Annotated in this window: 14 protein-coding genes and 1 pseudogene; all 15 read right to left on the bottom strand. The window is 62.8% G+C overall.

Annotation, left to right across the window (positions count from 1 at the left end; genetic code table 11):
- Positions 1 to 87: pseudogene (locus tag EN906_RS38110) on the bottom strand (ribose-5-phosphate isomerase); the annotation flags it as partial.
- 33 nt (positions 88 to 120) lie between these two features.
- Positions 121 to 888, bottom strand: a complete 768-nt coding sequence (locus EN906_RS05110; RefSeq protein WP_127269794.1) for a triose-phosphate isomerase — start codon at positions 886 to 888, stop codon at positions 121 to 123.
- Between the two features lie 57 nt (positions 889 to 945).
- The gene (locus EN906_RS05105; protein WP_127268470.1) at positions 946 to 1884 is read right to left on the bottom strand and encodes a TIM barrel protein; all 939 of its coding nucleotides are present in this window, start codon (positions 1882 to 1884) and stop codon (positions 946 to 948) included.
- Positions 1884 to 3401, bottom strand: a complete 1518-nt coding sequence (locus EN906_RS05100; protein WP_127268471.1) for a glycerol-3-phosphate dehydrogenase — start codon at positions 3399 to 3401, stop codon at positions 1884 to 1886. The genes EN906_RS05105 and EN906_RS05100 overlap by 1 nt, the downstream gene beginning before the upstream one ends.
- Positions 3398 to 4957, bottom strand: coding sequence for an FGGY-family carbohydrate kinase (locus EN906_RS05095; RefSeq protein WP_127268472.1), 1560 nt, complete (start codon positions 4955 to 4957; stop codon positions 3398 to 3400). Before EN906_RS05095 ends, EN906_RS05100 begins: the two co-directional genes overlap by 4 nt.
- A 96-nt stretch (positions 4958 to 5053) precedes the next feature.
- A complete protein-coding gene (locus EN906_RS05090) occupies positions 5054 to 6001 on the bottom strand; it encodes a D-ribose ABC transporter substrate-binding protein (RefSeq protein ID WP_023756738.1) in 948 nt (315 codons plus the stop codon).
- Positions 6002 to 6033: 32 nt separating this feature from the next.
- Complete coding sequence (locus tag EN906_RS05085; protein ID WP_127268473.1) at positions 6034 to 7164, bottom strand: ABC transporter permease; 1131 nt, start codon at positions 7162 to 7164, stop codon at positions 6034 to 6036.
- Between the two features lie 26 nt (positions 7165 to 7190).
- On the bottom strand, positions 7191 to 8732 hold the full coding sequence (locus EN906_RS05080; protein ID WP_127269796.1) for a sugar ABC transporter ATP-binding protein: 1542 nt from the start codon (positions 8730 to 8732) through the stop codon (positions 7191 to 7193).
- A complete protein-coding gene (locus EN906_RS05075; protein ID WP_127269798.1) occupies positions 8729 to 9385 on the bottom strand; it encodes a DUF2291 domain-containing protein in 657 nt (218 codons plus the stop codon). Before EN906_RS05075 ends, EN906_RS05080 begins: the two co-directional genes overlap by 4 nt.
- 33 nt (positions 9386 to 9418) lie before the next feature.
- Positions 9419 to 10429 carry a sugar-binding transcriptional regulator gene (locus EN906_RS05070; RefSeq protein WP_127269800.1) on the bottom strand — a complete coding sequence of 337 codons (1011 nt, stop codon included), beginning with the start codon at positions 10427 to 10429 and terminating at the stop codon, positions 9419 to 9421.
- A gap of 423 nt (positions 10430 to 10852) precedes the next feature.
- A complete protein-coding gene (locus tag EN906_RS05065; protein ID WP_164748772.1) occupies positions 10853 to 12511 on the bottom strand; it encodes a glycerol-3-phosphate dehydrogenase/oxidase in 1659 nt (552 codons plus the stop codon).
- 50 nt (positions 12512 to 12561) lie between these two features.
- Positions 12562 to 13338 carry a DeoR/GlpR family DNA-binding transcription regulator gene (locus tag EN906_RS05060; RefSeq protein WP_127269804.1) on the bottom strand — a complete coding sequence of 259 codons (777 nt, stop codon included), beginning with the start codon at positions 13336 to 13338 and terminating at the stop codon, positions 12562 to 12564.
- Positions 13335 to 14870 carry an FGGY-family carbohydrate kinase gene (locus tag EN906_RS05055; protein WP_127269806.1) on the bottom strand — a complete coding sequence of 512 codons (1536 nt, stop codon included), beginning with the start codon at positions 14868 to 14870 and terminating at the stop codon, positions 13335 to 13337. Before EN906_RS05055 ends, EN906_RS05060 begins: the two co-directional genes overlap by 4 nt.
- 390 nt (positions 14871 to 15260) lie before the next feature.
- Positions 15261 to 15815 carry a flavin reductase family protein gene (locus EN906_RS05050; protein WP_236383135.1) on the bottom strand — a complete coding sequence of 185 codons (555 nt, stop codon included), beginning with the start codon at positions 15813 to 15815 and terminating at the stop codon, positions 15261 to 15263.
- 57 nt (positions 15816 to 15872) lie between these two features.
- The gene (locus tag EN906_RS05045) at positions 15873 to 17093 is read right to left on the bottom strand and encodes an acyl-CoA dehydrogenase family protein (protein ID WP_127266423.1); all 1221 of its coding nucleotides are present in this window, start codon (positions 17091 to 17093) and stop codon (positions 15873 to 15875) included.
- Positions 17094 to 17164: the final 71 nt, after the last annotated feature.

Raw genomic sequence — 17164 nt, 5'->3', positions numbered from 1 at the left:
CTGCAGTTCCGGCTTGGTGGCGAGATGCTTGGCGATGACGTCGAGCAGCGGCTTGCCGGCGCTGTCGGCTCCGAGTGCGATCTTCATGATGATGAGCTCCTTTGCTAGGTCTTTTGGCAGTCAGCGCGCGATGGCGGCCGACGCCTTTTTCAGAATGTCGATATAGCCTTCCGCTTGCCACGCCGAGCGGCCGATGAACAGGCCATCGATATGCGGCTGGCCGATGAGTTCGGCCGCGTTGCCTGGATTGACGCTGCCACCATAAAGCACAGGTGGAGCAATCGGCAGCCGGTCGGCGGCAACCTTCTTGATCAGCTGTTGCTGCCTGTCGGCATAGTCGGCGCTTGCGGGAATGCCCTTCTCGCCGATTGCCCAGACGGGCTCGTAGGCAAAGAGGATTTCCGCCTTCAGTTGATCGCCGCTCAGCTCTTGCAGCGCGCCGAGAACCTGTGCCGTCAGCACCGCCTCGGCGCGGCCTGATTCACGCTCAGCCAGCGTCTCGCCGACGCAGATCAGCGGCACGAAACCGTGCCTGACAGCGGCCGCCGTTTTTAGTCCCACAGTCGCATCGGCCTCGCCGAAATGCTCGCGGCGCTCGCTATGGCCGAGTTCGATCACATCCAGCCCGCAATCTTTCAACATCACCGGCGAGATCTCCCCCGTCCAGGCGCCAGCATCGGCCCAATGCATGTTCTGGGCACCGATCTTGACGCGGGTGTTGGCCAGCGCGGCCTTGACCTGGCGCGCTGCGGTGAACGGCGGAATGACGAAGGGCTGTATTGCCAGATCGAAATCGGGCACAAAGGCCGCCAGCGCATCGGCGAACTGCAACGCCTCCGACAGCGTCTTGTTCATCTTCCAGCTCGTGCCGACCCAATATGGGGCCATTCTTCTTCTCCTTCGATACTTTTGCGGCCGAAGCCGGCTTTCGGGCGACGTATTCGCTCAGGTCCGGGGCTTGAGACTGTCGCGACCGCTGTCGATATGAGGGGCCCAGAAATCCACCGACTCGCGGATCATCTCGATAACCTGATGGTCGACTGGTTCCCTCTCCCTGAAGGAAAGTTCAAGGCAAATTTCATTGTCGGTTCCACCGCCCTGCCGAACCGCGTCCAGCAGCTTCTGCGGCACTATGCGGCCGTCCTTGTTGTAGGCGGCCGTGAACGGCCAGTGCCCGCCCTTGTTCATGGAAGACTGCTTGATGTGGATGATCGGCGATTGCAATGGAAACGCTTTCGCCCAAGCATAGGGATCGGTATCGGCAGGATCGGCCGAGGTCACGTCGCCATGGTCGATATCCACCATCATCTTCATCGGTATGGGCAGCTTCGCCGCATCGATGGCGCCTTGCAGCGTGGCGCAGCTTTCGATCGTGTGGCCGAACTCGCGGCCGACCGACATCGGCTCCCAGAACAGGTATGTCAGACCCGCCGCCTTGGCGTGTTCGGCCACCTCGCGCCAGCACTCGAGGGCGATATCGAGAAGCGCTGCCCGCCGTTGCGGATGGTCAAAGTCCTTGTGGGTGAAGATGGCGAACTGCGTGCCCATGCCCGACGCACCGAGTTCCGCGGAAATATCGGCGAAGGTCTTGAACCAGTCGACATAATAGCGCCGCACATCCGCATCCGGGTGGCCGAAATGGTTGAGCCGGCCATAAGGCCCCGTCATGCCGGAGGTGATCTTGACACCGGTCCGCGCCAAGGCGCTGTTGAACCGGCGCAGGAATTTGGCAATCGTCGCCGCCGGCCAGCCCGGATTGACGAATTCATGCGTCAGCTGCACGTCGCGGATGCCGATGCCATAGGCGATCGCATCGATCAGATCGTCTGGATCGGCGAAACGATTGACCAGCGGATTGGTGTTGAGGGAAAGCGTGAAGGCCATCAGTCCGCCGTCGCCATGATGTTATCGAACCAGTCTTCGAATGCTTTCCGTTCGGCCGCATCGATATGCAGGCCATGTTTGGTGCGGCGTTCCAGTATATCGGCTGATGTGCCGGCCCATTCGGTCTCGGCCAGGAACCTTGCCTCCCGTTCATATAGATCGGGACCGAAGCGGCGGCCGAGATCGGCTTCGCGCTGTGCGCCAGCGAGCAATTGCCTGGCGCGGGTGCCATAGCTTCGCGCGTAATGCTTCACCAGCGACGGGCTGAGCCATGAAAACTCGGAATGCAGATCGCTCAGGAACTGCTCGAAGTCCGCATTGGGCAGGTCGCCTCCCGGCAAGGGAATTTTGGCCGTCCAGGCTTTCTTCATCATCGGAAAAAACGGCTGGATCTTTTCCAGCGCGTGTTCCGACAGCTTGCGGAAGGTGGTGATCTTGCCGCCGAATACCGAAAGCAGCGGCGCGTTGCCGTTGGAGGCGTCGAGTTCGAAAATATAGTCGCGCGTCACCGCGCTTGGATTGTCGGCATTGTCGTCATAGAGCGGACGCACGCCCGAGAAACTGTAGACCACGTCCTGTGGCGTCAGCTGCCGCTTGAAATAGCGATTGACCACCTTGATCAGATAGTCGACTTCGCTGGCCTCGGCGACCACTTCCTCGGGCCTGCCTTCGTAGGGAATGTCGGTGGTGCCAATCAGCGCCAGATCGTTCTCATACGGATTGACGAAGATCACCCGCTTGTCGTTGTTCTGAATGAGATAGGCTTGCCGCCCCTCCCAGAATTTGGGCACGACGATATGGCTGCCCTTCACCAGACGAACATTGCGGGTGGAATTCTGGCCGGCGACGCGGCTGACAATGTCGTTGACCCAGGGGCCTGCCGCGTTGACCAGCGCCCGCGCCCGGACCTTCGTCACCGAACCCGTGCGACCATCCTGCATGTCGATCGACCACAGTCCGTTTTCGCGACGGGCCGCGACACAGGCGGTGCGCGTGAGCACTCTGGCACCGCGCTGCCGGGCATCCAGAGCGTTGAGCAGCACCAGGCGCGCATCGTCGACCCAGCAGTCGGAATATTCGAAACCGCGCTTGAACTCGTCCTTGATTGGCGCACCTTCCGGCGCAGTCTTGAGGTTCAGTGTTCTTGTCCCCGGCAGGCGTTTACGGCCGCCAAGGTGGTCGTAGAGAAACAGCCCGAGCCGGACCAGCCATGCCGGCCTGTCTTGCGGGCTGTGCGGAAGAACGAAGCGCATCGGCCAGATGATGTGCGGCGCCGCCTCGAGCAGCACCTCGCGTTCGATCAGTGCTTCGCGAACCAGCCGGAATTCATAATATTCGAGGTAGCGCAGGCCGCCATGCACCAGCTTGCCGGAGCGCGAGCTCGTGCCTTGCGCGAGATCGTCCTTTTCGCACAGGATGACGGACAGCCCGCGACCTGCCGCATCACGCGCTATGCCGGCTCCATTGACGCCGCCGCCGATCACGAAGAGATCGACGACATCTGTTGTATTGCTCAAGATCCTGCTCCTGTGCGGTGCGCCATGCCCTTCCACACCGGCCGAAGCGCCTGACGCGCTGCAACGAAGGAAGGGAAGAGGGCATCGTAGGTTTGCGAAAGCGCCTCGTCATAGGCATCGCAGTCGCCGAGAAGCGGCGTCACCCATTCGGCGGCGCAGTCTTCCATCGAGCCATAGACGCCGAGGCCGACCGCGGCCATCATCGCGGCGCCTGCCGCGCCGGCTTCCTGGCGACTGCTGGTGCGCACCTGTGCCCTTGTCGCCGCTGCGATGATGCGGCGTAGGGACGGGCTGCGCGCGGCGCCGCCCGACAGGCGGATTTCGCCCGGCACGGCGCCCATCGCCTGGTAGCAATCGCGTGCGGCGAAGGCCAGTCCCTCGAGGACGCCGCGCGCCAGATCGCCAAAGCCATGCTTGACCGAAAGGCCGATGAATCCCGCGCGTGCGTCAGGATCGACGAACGGTCCTCTTTCACCGGCCAGCGATATATAAGGCTGGTAGATCAGCGAACCAGGCTCCGATGCTTCCACCCAAGCGTCGAGGGCCTTCAGCAACTCGTCATGAGAAGGCTTGCCGCCAGCCGTGGCGAGCACGTCGCGCGCTAGGCCAAGCACCCAATCTATGTTGAGCGTCGCCGCCATGTTGGACTGCAATTGGGCAAAGGCGCCTGGAATAGGCATGGCGATCGTGTAGCCGGAGCCATCGTCGTTCAGCACGACATCGTCGGGAGTGGCGGCAAAGCGTGTGTGTATGCCGGTCGAGCCGATGACCGTGCAGCCGACATTGCCCGAGGGATCATAGAGGCCGGCTCCGAGCGCCGTCATGACCATATCGACGTAACCCAGCACCACCGGCGTGCCTTCGAGCAGGCCGGTCTCTGCCGCCGCCGACCGCGACAGCGGATGATGGTCGGTGGTGCCTTCGAGCATGGGAGGCAACAGGCGGCGATGCGTCGTCAGATCCAGGATGTCGAGGGCTTCGTCGGAATAGCTGCGCGACCGAAAATCGCCGAAGGTGAAGGTTCCCTCGGAGGGATCCGTGGCGCGTTCGCCTGTCATCTTGAAGTAGAGCCAATCCTTGCAATGCAGGGCGGTCGCCGCCCGCTCCAGCATGTCGGAATAGTTTTTTTTCATGAAGGCAAGCTGGGCGCCTTGCTGGCAGGAATTGAGACCCGTGCCGGTCAACTCGAACCGCCTGCGATCCCGGGGATCGGCGCGCATCTCGTCCACCAAATGTCCAGCGCGGGCATCGAGCCACAGCCAGGCGCGCGAGACAGGCAAGCCCTCGCCATCGATCAGCCAGGTTCCGTCGCCCTGCCCGGTGATGGCCACCGCTGCGGTTCGTTGCGCGAGGTCGGGAACCTTGGCCGCGAGATCGCGAACGGTCCGCGCCATGTCGCGCCAGGTCTGGTCGAGGTCCTGCTCGGCGCCGCCGCCTTCCAGCGTGACGAAGCTGTTGGGCACCGACGTCATGGCGAGCTGCCGCCCGGACAGGTCGAAAGCGATCGATTTGATCACCGACGTTCCCGCGTCGATGCCGATCAGCAGGTCTTTCATGCCGCAAATTCCGGTTGGTTGCGAAGGCGGTTCACGAGGGCAGTCATTTCGTAGAAGAGGCAGGGAGTGTCCGCAAGGACACCCCCTGTACAGGTATTACTCAGACAGCACGAAGGGTGCGGTGTACTTGTCGACATTGTCCTTGGTGATGAGAAGGCAATCGAACAGCTGCTTCTCGGTCGCCGCACCGGTGGCACCTGTCTTGATGAACGAGTCCGCCTGCTGCACGGCCTTGGCCGAGAAGATGGCGACCGGCTGAAGCACGGTGTACTGCAGTTCGCCGGACTTGATCGCCGCAACCGCATCCGGGGAGCCGTCGAAGCCGCCGACCTTGATGCCGGCGAGCTTGCCGGCTTCCTTCAGCGCCGCAACCGCGCCAAGCGCCATCTCGTCATTGCCGCTGATCACGGCGATGATGTCGGGATTGGCCTGCAGCATGCTCTGCATCTTGTCGTGGCCCTGGGTACGATCCCAGTTGGCGACCTGCGAAGCAGCCTTTTCGAGATCCGGGTACTGGCTCAGCACAGTCGCGTAACCGTTCGAGCGCGTAGCGGCGTTGTTGTCAGACGGGGCGCCGAGCAGTTCGACATATTTGCCCTTTTCGCCGACGGCCTGCACCCACTGCTGGGCACCGAGAGCAGCGCCTTGCGCGTTGTTGGAAACGAGCTGACCCTTGGCGAGGCCTTCCTGATTGATCTCGGCATTGACGAGGAACACCGGGATGTTGGCTGCAATCGCCTTCTTCACCGCACCGACAGAGCCGTCAGCGTTGGCCGGATCGAGGATGATCGCCACCGACTTGTTGGTGATGGCGGTGTCGATCAAATTGCTTTCGGTATTGGTATCGCCCTTGTGGGCGCCGACATTGGCTGTATAGCCAAGCTTCTCGGCCTCGGCCTTGGCGACGTTGCCCTCAGTCAGCCAGTAGGGGTTGGCCGGATCGTTGACGATGATCGAGATCAGGCCCGCGGCTGACGCGGCGGCCGTGAACCCGACGACCATCGCGGCGGCGAGCAGACTTTTCAGCATGGTTTTCATGTACATTCCTCCAATGATTACGCGGTGTTGCTGCCAGTTCACCTGGCAATCTTCCCTTGGGCAGGATTGGCCGGTTCGGCCTTCCCCCGTTTCTGAGAAGTCGGTTGGCCACCTGTCGCGCTTGGGAGCTTGCTACGGCGGCGATACTGAACGGCATTGAGGAGCACGGCGAGCACGATGACCGCGCCCGTGAACACTGTCTGCCAGTAGGATGAGATGCCGATGATCACCAGACCGTCGGACAGGAAGCCGATGACGAAGGCCCCGAGCAGGGTTCCGCGGATGTTGCCACGGCCGCCGGTCAGTGCCGCGCCGCCGATGACGACGGCCGCGATGGCCGTCAATTCGTAGGTGGTGCCCGCGGTCGGTCCCGCCGACGTCAACTGCGATGACAGGATCAGGCCGGCAATAGCGGCGCAGATGCCTGACAGCACATAGACCGAAATCTGCACCGTCTTGACCGGAACGCCGGACAGTTCGGCCGCGCGCTCGTTGCCGCCCGAGGCGTAGAGCCAGCGCCCGAAGGCGGTGCGGTTCAACACGATGCTGCCGATCAGCGCGATGACCACGAGAACCACGACGCCCGTCGGCACGCCGAACAAGCGGTTGAAGCCAAGCGCATCGAAGCCGGTGTTTCCGAGCTCCGGCTTGCCGCCGAGATTGTTATAGGTCAGGCCGCTGGTCATCAGCAGCGCCAGGCCGCGCGCCATGTACATGACGCCGAGCGTGGCGACGAACGCCGGAACCTTGAAGCGCGCAATGAGCACGCCGTTGATCAGCCCGACGACCGCGCCCAGCATGCAGGCCAGCACCGCAACCACCCAGACCGGCGGATAGAGAACGACGCCCAGCCAGGTCAGCGTCACCCCTTGCATCAGGAATCCGGCAACGACGCCGGCCAAACCCAGCGTCGACCCCACCGACAGATCGATGCCGCCATTGAGGATGACGAGCAGCATGCCGATCGCGAGGATTCCGAAGATGGCGACATGCGAAGCCATGGTCAGGAAGTTCGCCACCGAGAGGTAGTAGGGCGACAGGATCGAGAAGACGACGATGATGACGATCAGGGCAAAGAAGGCCCGGCCCTCGAGCAGCAACTTGGCGAGATCGAAGCCTTCGCTCGCGCTTGGACTGGACTGTTTTCTGGCCTGGCTGACGTCGGTCATGGGTCTGGGCTCCGAAATTCTGGTGATCAGGCGACCACGGCTTCGCCGGAGGCGGCCATGATCTGCTCTTTGGTGGCGTTGGCGCCGAATTCAGCTGAAATCCTGCCACGCCGCATGACGACGATGCGGTGGGCAATGCTGAGGCATTCGTTGACCTCAGAGGTCGAGAAGACGACCGCAAGCCCTTGAGCGGCGCGTTCGCTCAACAAGCGGAAGACCTCGGCCTTGGCGCCAACATCGATGCCGCGGCTCGGCTCGTCGAGGAGGATGACCTTGGGCTTGGTCGTCAGCATCTTGCCGATGACGACCTTCTGCTGATTGCCACCCGACAGCGATCCGATCATGGCGTTGCCACCTGCGGTCTTGACAGTCACCTTGCGGATCGAGTCTTCGACCAGCTCTCGCTCCCTGGAACGGGACAGAAACAGCCCCTTGGCGAACGCCTCGATGCTGGCAAGCGAGAGATTGCGGCCGACGGTCATCGTTTGCACCAGCCCGTCGCGCTGGCGGTCCTCGGGGACCAGCACAAGCCCTCTGGAGATGCGCTGGGCAATGCTCAACCCCGAGACGTCCTCGCCTTCCAGAAGCGCGCGACCGCCCGCCATCGGCACTCGTCCGGCGACGGCCTCCAGCAATTCCGTGCGCCCGGCGCCCATTAGCCCATAGATGCAGACGATCTCGCCGGCCCTGACGTCCAGCGACAGGTGATCGACGACGGAATAGCCCGAGCCCGAAGTGTCAACGACGCTGACGTCCTCGATCGAAAGGGCGACCTCGCCGAACGCATGACCGGTCGGCGGCGAGCCGAGATCGAAATTCTCGCCGACCATGTTGCGCACGATCCACTCGAGGTCGATGTCCCTGGCTTCGGCCGTTGCCGTTATGGCGCCGTCGCGCAGGACAACGGCGTAGTCGGTGATCTGCAGCGCTTCTTCGAGGTGATGTGAAATGTAGACGATGGAGACGCCGCGGCTGGTCAGATCGCGGATCACCTTGAACAGCACCTCGACCTCGGTTGCACTGAGCGCGGAGGTCGGCTCGTCCATGATGAGGATGCGTGAATCGACCGACAGCGCCCGCGCGATCTCGACGATCTGCTGTTGACCCAGGCGCAGATCCTCGACGAGAGTCATCGGGTCGATGTCCTCTTCGAGATCGGCCATCAGCGCGCGCGCCTGGCGCGATTCTTCGGCGAAGTCGAGGCCGGTTCTGGTGCGCAGTTCGCGGCCCATGAAGATGTTGTCGCGAACGCTGAGGTTCGGCGCCAGGCTGAGTTCCTGGTGGATGATCGAGATGCCGCGATCGCGCGCGTCCGAGGATGAGGAGAAGCTGACGAGATTGCCGTCGAGCACGATGTCGCCGGATGTCGGCGTGACGACGCCGGACAGGATCTTCATCAGCGTCGACTTGCCGGCGCCGTTCTCGCCGAACAGCGTCGTGACCTTGCCGCGATGGATGTCGAAATTGACGCCCTTGAGCGCATGAACGCCGCCATACGACATGACGATGTTGCGCGCCGAAAGCACGGCGTCGCCGGTCGCGGGTCCGGTGTCTGCAGCCGCGCTCATTTGACCTCCAGCCTCACCGGAGTGACCAGCCAGCTCTTCGGGTTGACCAGCTTGAATGCGCCTACCACCGATACGGTCTTGCCGGTCAAGGTGCTGGTGTCGACCTTGGCCAGGACTTCCTTCTTCATCTCGTTGTTCAACGCCGAACCGGCGTCCTGGTATTCGATCTGGTTGGTGAACTGGCCGAATGTGATCTTGCCGGTGGCGTCGCGAAGCTCGGTGCCGTTGATCGCCGGTCCCGTTTGCACCCGGATCATCAGCGTGTCCGGCACGCCTTCGACGGCGACCTTGTAGATGCCGGATTTTCCTTCGCCGACGACACCGGTGAACTTGACCGAGATGACCGGTCCGACGCCCGCTGGCACGCCATATTCCTTTTCCGCCGTCGCCCTGTCCTTGGCGATAGCAGCAGCCACCGTCACCGCGTCGGCGGCGCGTGCCTCGACATCGGCCTGCACCTTGGGAAACTCCGACTTGCCGTAGTCAGCGGCGGAAAAGACGGCGCTGCGGACATCGCCGGCAGAGCCGATCCTGACCACCTTGGTGTCGAGCGCCATGGCGCCGAGCAGGACGACAACCGCGGCGCCGGCAAGTGCCCGACGCAGGGCGGGCGAAGCCGGCCTGGTCGATGCGGTGGCGGCTTTCGCGCTCATGACGCAACCGCCAGCAAGGCTGATCCGCGCTTGTCACGCATTTGACGATCCTCCGTTCACATGGCGCTTCGCGCCATTGGGTTTGTTCTGTTCGACAAGGGCACGAGCGGTGGACTCGTCGGTGATCAGGCCGCTCAGATAGCGGCTTTCGAGCACCGCTTTGATGGCACGCACTTTGATCTTGCCGCCGGCGACGGCGACGATCCGGCGGCCCTTCAACTGGTCCCGCGGAAGCGCGAGAATTCTGTCCGACAGCGCCGTTTCCACCGGGCGCCCCTTGTCGTCGAAGAAGTGGGCGAGCAGCTCGCCGACGCCGCCATCGCGTTTCACCTCATCGATTTCGGAATGTTCGATCATGCCGGTAGCGACCAACGAAGCTTCCCGCTCGGCGGTCCCTATGCCGACGAACATCAGGTCGGACCGGCTTGCGAGGTCGAAGACATCGCTAATGCCGCGCTGACCAAGCAGCACTTCACGGTCCTCGGCGGTGTTGGCGACGAAAGGCACCGGCATCACATAAGCCTGCGCGCCGGTCCGCTCGGCCAGCCGATGCATGACATCGTGCGGGTTGGCCGCGAATTTGCGCGTCACGCCGCCAAGCAGCGAGACGAAACGGATATGGGCAGCGGCGGTGCGCGTCAGATACTCGACGCTTGCGGCAAGGGTACGGCCATGGCCGACGCCGATCAGCATGTCCTCGCCGCGATCGATCTCTCGTTTCAGAAACTGAGCGCCGGCGATCCCAAGCGCCTTCAGCGGCAGCTCGTCCTGATCGAGATCAGGAACAACCTCGCAGTAGTCGAGCCCGTAAGCAGTGATCAGCTGCTGCTCGAGGTCGATGCATTCGCCGACATCGCCGTCGATGATCACCCTGACAAGGCCATCCTGGGTGGCCCGGGTGATGAGCCGATGCGCCTTGAGGCTGGTCAGGCCGAGCCGCTTGGCCACCTGGGCCTGCGTCAGACCCCCGGCATAGTGAAGCCAGGCCGCGCGGGTGGCGAGGCTGGACTCATGATCGCGGTTAGTGGCTCCGCCGGATTTCAAGACATCTCCTCCCTGAGATGATATTATTATCTTTGTGTGCAAAAATTTTCACATCCCTGCATCGCTGTCAATCCCTCGCCGGATTTGGCGCATGCACATATGGGGAATTCACAGGTCTCGCCCTTCCCGAAACGCCGGTCTGCCGGCATTTCGGCGGGCAACATCGACCTATTAGGAGGTGAGCATGTTACTCGATCATACGGCTATGTTAATTTAACGTCAATCTGTGTTATTTCGTGCCTGAGCCAGTAGAATTGCACAGCCATCGGCTATCTAATTTTTTTCTAACTAGCTGTTTCTCCATAATAATATCTGACATCGGCAAAATCCCAATCCACCTGTGAGTTGAGCGATTGGGGATGCGGCGCATCCTTAGGCAAACCGACCGGATTGCCTTGGGAAAGAGCATCGGCGACGGAATGATCAGCCCAGCCGCATCAGGTTCCGGTCCTCGAGTTCCAGGGCGGCGGCCTCGACTTCCTCTGCGAGGCGCCCGGCGCTCCAGCCCAGCGCCCGTCCGGCAATCGTCGCAATCTCCTGCAGATCCCGGCCCGTCAGTGACCCTGATATCGCCAGGGTGCTGCGGCGCATGACGATATCGGCCAGATGTTCGACGAACTCGGTGCGGACGATGTAGTCAATTTCCGATCGGCTGTAGCTTTCTGAATCCGGCAGTCGGCCCTCATCATCCGGCTCATGTGTGGCGATCTGCGTGGCTCTGGTGCCATATCGCGACAGCAGCGCCTCGAGACGCCGTTCTCCAGCGCCCGTCTCCGAGTGAGCCAGAGCCAGCCAACTTGCTCGCGCTGCAGCATCAGCCGGGAAATCCCTGCCGCCGCCGATCGGCATGGTCTGCGTCGTCACCTTGCGGCTGCGCTGCAGGCGGCCGAGCACGGTGTCGGCGACTTCCTCGGCGAAGCCGCGAAAGGTCGTCCACTTGCCGCCGATCAGCGAGATGACTGCGAAAGGTCTGTTCCGATCCGGCTCGGCGACGGGCGCCGAGTGGTCACGGCTGATCAAGCCGGGCACCGATGCATCCGAGGCCGGCAGCGGCCGGATGCCGCTATAGGCATAGACGATCTGGTCGCGCTCGAACGCCATCCCCGGCAGCAGCGTCCGTACGCTGTCGAGCAGGTACTCGACTTCGTCAGGTTCGCAGCGCACCGCGTCGGGGTTGTCGGCCTTGATGTCGGTGGAGCCGACCAGCGCCAGGCCGAGATAGTCGTAGACAAGGCAGATGCGGCCGTCATCGGCTTCGAAATACAGCATGCGTCCGGCCAGGCTTTTGACCAGCTCGTCGTGCTTCAACAGGATGTGCGAGCCCTTGGTGCCGCCGATCATCTTCGACGGCGCGCCTAGCGAATCGTTGACATCGTCGATCCATGGACCGGCGGCATTGACCACCAGCTTCGGCCGCACCGAAAAGGCCGCGCCGTTTTCCGGCTGGAAGGTCAGCACGCCATCGGCGGACTTCGCCAGCGCCGTGTAGTTCGCGCTGGCCGAGGCCTCGTTTGCCTGCAGCCCATCGAGGATCAGTTCGAGCACGAGCCTCTCGGGGTGGCTTATCTTGGCGTCGTAATAGGTGCCGGTGGCGACGATCGAGGGGGCGAGCGCCGGCATCTCACTGAGCGCCTGGCGCCGCCCGACCATGCGGTGACGCGGCATGACCTGGTTTCGCGAGCCATAGAAATCATAGATCATCAGGCCGATCTTGATCAGGACGGCGCCACGGCTGCGCGGCGCGCTGGTCGAGCCGAACAGCGTCCGCAGCGCCGCCAGCATGCCCTTGCTCCAGGAGAAGATCGGGATGACCGTTGGCAGCGGGCTGACATAGTGCGGCGCGTTTTTCAAAAGCAAATTGCGTTCGAGCGTCGACTGCGCCACCAGCCTGAACTCGCCGGTTTCGAGATATTTCAGACCGCCATGAATGAGCCGCGATGGCGCAGCACTCGTGCCGGAGCCGAAATCCGCCTTGTCGACGATCAGGCAGCTGACGCCTTGCGCGCACAGATCGCGAAACAGCCCTGCCCCGTTGATGCCGGCGCCAAGAATGACGACGTCGACCTCCCCGGCTCCGGCCATGGCGGCCAGACGCCCGGCTGGATTTTCCGTACGTATTGCTTCGCTCGAGCTCATGGCGCTTTCGTCTTGACGATGCGCAGCTTCACGCCGGCCCGTTCGAGGGCTTGCGCCCGCGCATCGCCCAGGCCTTCGGTCGCCAGCACGACATCGAAGCTGGTCAGATCATCGAAGACATGCAGCGCGATCCTATCGAACTTGGCATGGTCGATCAGAAGGATACGCTTGACCGATGCGGCCATCATCGCCTGCTTGACCCGCACGACATTGGGATCCTGGATGAAGGCGGTGGTTCCGGTGATGGCCGAAGCCGAACAGATCAGCACATTGGCGCGAAGCTGTGCCACCGCGTTCTCGCAGACGATGCCGATATAGGCGTTGTAGGTGTTGTGGTACTGGCCGCCGAGACAGATGAAGTCGAGTTCGTCGACATGGGTCAGCAGTGCAGCCGTCGCCACTGAGTTGGTGATGACGGTCAGCGGCTTGACGTCGAGCAGGAGCGTAGCGACCGCATTTGCCGTTGACGAATCGTCCAGCATCACCACCTGGCCAGCTTCGATATAATCGAGTGCTGTCCGCGCCAGAGCATCCTTTTCGGCACGGTTGACCGTCACCCGGTAGCGGAAGGCGCTTTCGTAGAGACCGGAAGGCTGAACCGTGACCGCACCGTGCAGCTTGCGCAACACGCCCTGCTGCGCCAGCCGGTCGATGTGCCGGTGGATGGTCATACGCGACACGCCGAAATGCTCGACCAGATCGTCGATGCGTACCTGGCCGAGCTTGATCACATAATCGGCGATCTCTTCGCGTCGTTCGTCGGCCTTGATCATGCGCTTCCCCCGGTGTCTGGCCGCGCCAGTTTCTCGATGTCAGGCCAATGCGGTTCGAGCGCACCGGCTATGCGGCCATAGAGGGAAAAGCGCTCGTTGAACACAGCACTCGAGGCCGGCACTGGCTCGTATTGGCGCGCGGTCATGCCGACTTGCCTGGCGCCTTCTTGCGGCGTCGCGAAGATGCCAACCGCCGCACCCGCGCAAAGCGCAGCGCCAAACGCCGCGGCCTCGTCGGTCGAGGTAACGATGACCGGGGCGTTCAACACATCGGCAAACATCTGGACGAAGGCCGGATTGCGCGAGCCGCCGCCGGTCAGGCGGATTTCGCTGATGGCAAAGCCGTCGCGCAAGGCTTCGACATGGGTACGATGATTGAAAGCAATGCCCTCCAGAACCGCCTTGAGCATATCGCCGCGATTGTGCCAGCCATGAAGGCCGACAAAGCTGCCGCTGGCGACATCGCCAAAGGGGGAGCCGAACAGATAGGGATGAAACAGGATGGTCGACCGCTTTTTAAGCGCCTCGTCGATCTCTGTTGCCAAAACCTCGTGGATCGAGCCACCACCGACCGATGCCCTCTCCTGTTCCGAGCGGCAGAACGTGTCGAGAAACCAATCGTAGTTCGCGGTCGAGGCCGGCGAGATCGCCATGTTGTTCCAGCGGCCGGCGTCGATGGCGTTGCGACAGAGCCAACGCGGGTCGACGCGCGGTTGCGAAGAGACCACTTCGTTGATGGAATAGGTCCCGGCGACAATGGCAAGCACACCCTCCTCATGGCCGCCCATGCCAAGTGCGGAGGCAGTTACGTCATGCAGGCCGCTCGCCACTGGTGTCCCCTTGGCAAGGCCGGTCATGTCGGCGGCCTCGGCGGTAACGTGGCCGGCGATCTCGGCCGAATGCGCCATCGGCGGCAGCGCGTCGAAAAGATCGTCCAGTTCGAAGATGCGCATCGCTTCCAGCGCGTAATCCTGCGTGCGGAAATCCGTGAATGAGGTGCTGGCCTCGGTACGGTCGGTGCCGATCGTGCCGGTCAGGCAAAAGCGCAGCCAGTCCTTGCAGGCCAGTATATGCCCGATGCGGCCATAGCGGTCGGGTTGGTTCTTCCTGATCCAGGCCAGCAGCGCCGACGGAGCCGAAACGTGCGGCGCCTGTCCGGTACGCGCCAACGCATTTTGGAAGACCCCATCCGCCGACCATTGTTCGACAATCTCGCCGGCGCGGCTGTCAAGCGACAGGATACCGGGGCCTAGCGGCCGGCGATCCTTGTCGAGCAAATAGAGACCATCGCCGTGTGCGGTCGCCGCCACCGCCTTGATATCGTTGGCGGCCCGGCCGCACAATGCGATCGCTTCGCGGATGGCATCGGCGGTGGCTTGCCATAGCCTTGCCATGTCGCGCTCCACCCAGCGCGCATGGGGCATCGACTGCGGGACGCGCCGGCGCGCCACCGACAACTGCGTGCCATCGGCATCGAAGATCACCGCCTTGGTGACCGTGAGACCGTTATCGATTCCGAGCAAACTGGGCATGGGCGCCGCCGCTTTCAGCAACTGGTGAAGGGCGCTGCAAGGCAAACCTGCAGGTTGGGATAGGGATGACAGGCATGACGACAATCAACGAGCAACGGTGATACAAAAGCGACGCATCCGACGCGGTAAAAAGACCATAGTAGCATGTTAAGTTAACGTCAATACGTGAGATATTTTGCGGATATGTCTGACGTCATCTGCGACGAAAATTGCCATCCCCTCGTACCGCATCCGATGCGGACGAAGTTCCGGCTAGTGCCCAACTGGCCGGATAGGCTTCAACCCCGCGCTGGGAGCCAGAGAGCACGGTACGATTGACGCCGAACGCGCTTCGACTGGCTTTGCGAGTTCCTGCGCAACGACCGGACAACCCGCACCGCTTCGGCGCCTTCAAAGAAAACGCGACGACTCAAGAAGCTCAGCCACCCCGTCCAGTTCCTTGTGCAGGCGATGCCAGCGACGGTCGAGATAAACAAGCGAATGCGCCTCCGGGGGGACCTCGTCCGGCTGTACCTCGCCGTCAAGGAGTTCGGCCGCGACCAGTGTCGCGCCCTCAATCGGCAGAACGCCGAGCCGACGGGCGCGGAACCAGGTCGAAACGCCGGTATAGCGCGGTTCGCCGGTGGGCAGCCGCGCCCAGGCGCCTCCCGGCGGGAAACGTTCCGCGCCGCTGGACGCGCAGAGCTGCGCCAGGTCGATATCAGTGAAGCGCAGCAGGTGGATCACCATGGTCTCGGCCCGCAGCAAGGGCTCGGACGAAGTCGATTTCATCGAGAGCGAGAAGGCGACGACCGGCGGCGCGGCACTTACCGAGATCAGCGAAGACACGGTCATCGCCACCGGCCTGTCGCCGGGATCGGCAGTGATGACCGCGACACCGGCCGGATGGTGGCGAAAGGCTTCGCGGAAGGCGTTGGTCATGGGGTGCGGGATGCTCATCGACATGTCTCTTCTGCAGCATGAAAAAGGGGCCGGACGGCGTCCGCTGTCCGGCCCTTGCAACTACTTCTTCTCGATCAGGTCGTAGAACTGCCAGGTTCGATCGCTCCACACGCCGCCGATGTCGCGGCCGGCCGAGGTGACGATCGACGGCGCGATGGTGAAGTGGTTGGCCGCTACCATCATCTCGCGGAAGGTGCGCTGGATCACACCGGCGCGGAGCGATGCGCCGCCGCCAGCGCGGTAGGCGAAGTTGCAGATATCGACGCCAACCTCGTGAATCTCGGATTTGGCCAGATGGACAAGGCTGATCTGCCGCGTCGACACGCTATTGCCGGCCTCGACCGTCGCCTCGATGTCGCGCCAGACTTCGAAGACGAAGGCGCGGGCAGCGCGATAGCGGGCTTCGGCGCGGCCATAATCGTGCCAGAACTTCTCGCTCTCGCCGATCAGTCCGGCGCGGCCGGATTTGGTGCGGGCGAACTTGGCGATCTCGTCCAGCATCCGCCGCCCGGTACCGAGCGCCCAGCCGGTATGACCGATGGCGGCGAGGCCCACGACACCGAGACTGAAGAACTCCTTTTGGCGCAGCGGCGGTGCGGTCAGGATCGGGAAGACGAGATCGTCGGCGATGAAGACATCCTCGGCCGCATAGTCGATGCTGCCGGTGCCGCCGAGGCCCAGAACGTCCCAATTGCCGAGCTGCTTGTGCTGCGAGATCGGCGCATGGGCGCACATGATAATCACATTGCCCTTGTCGTCCTTCGCGGGCTTGCCGGTGCCGTCATCGACGAAGGCGGCACTGTGGCTATAGGTGGCGTGGCTGAACCCGCTGCCATAGCTCCACTTGCCGTTCAGCCGGTAGCCGCCGTCGACCTTCTTCAGCATGCCAAGCGGCGCGCCCTGCCCCGAGAAACGGTTGTCGGTGCCCGGCGCGAAAAGCCGCTCGACCGCGCTGTCCGGCAGAAAGGCCGCCGACATCGCACCGATGCAGCAATGCACCATGGAAACCCAGCCAGCCGCTCCCGAATACCAGGTGATCGTCTCCAGCAGTTCGAGACCATGGGTGGGTCGCAACTGCGCGCCGCCGAGGCTCTCCGCGGCGAAGATATGCGACATGCGCAACGGCTTCAGCAGCTCGAACGTGGCCGAAGTCAGTTCGCCGCTCTCCTCGTCGGCGATGGCGTTGGCTTCCAGGGCCGGCCCGATCTCCGCGATCTTCGTCAGCAGGTCGCGATAGTCGGTGGTCGTCCCCCACGAGCCATGCTTGATGGGTTTGTTCATTGTCTTCTCCTCCTTTTTCAAATGCGGTCAGCCGGCGAGGAAGTCGCCGATCTTCCTGAGCGTTTCGGATT

The sequence above is a fragment of the Mesorhizobium sp. M7A.F.Ca.CA.004.06.1.1 genome (assembly GCF_003999135.1).
In the GTDB taxonomy this organism is placed as follows: Bacteria; Pseudomonadota; Alphaproteobacteria; order Rhizobiales; family Rhizobiaceae; genus Mesorhizobium.
Note: the sequence above shows the minus strand (reverse complement) of the source record. Positions and strands in the feature narration are given on the sequence as shown.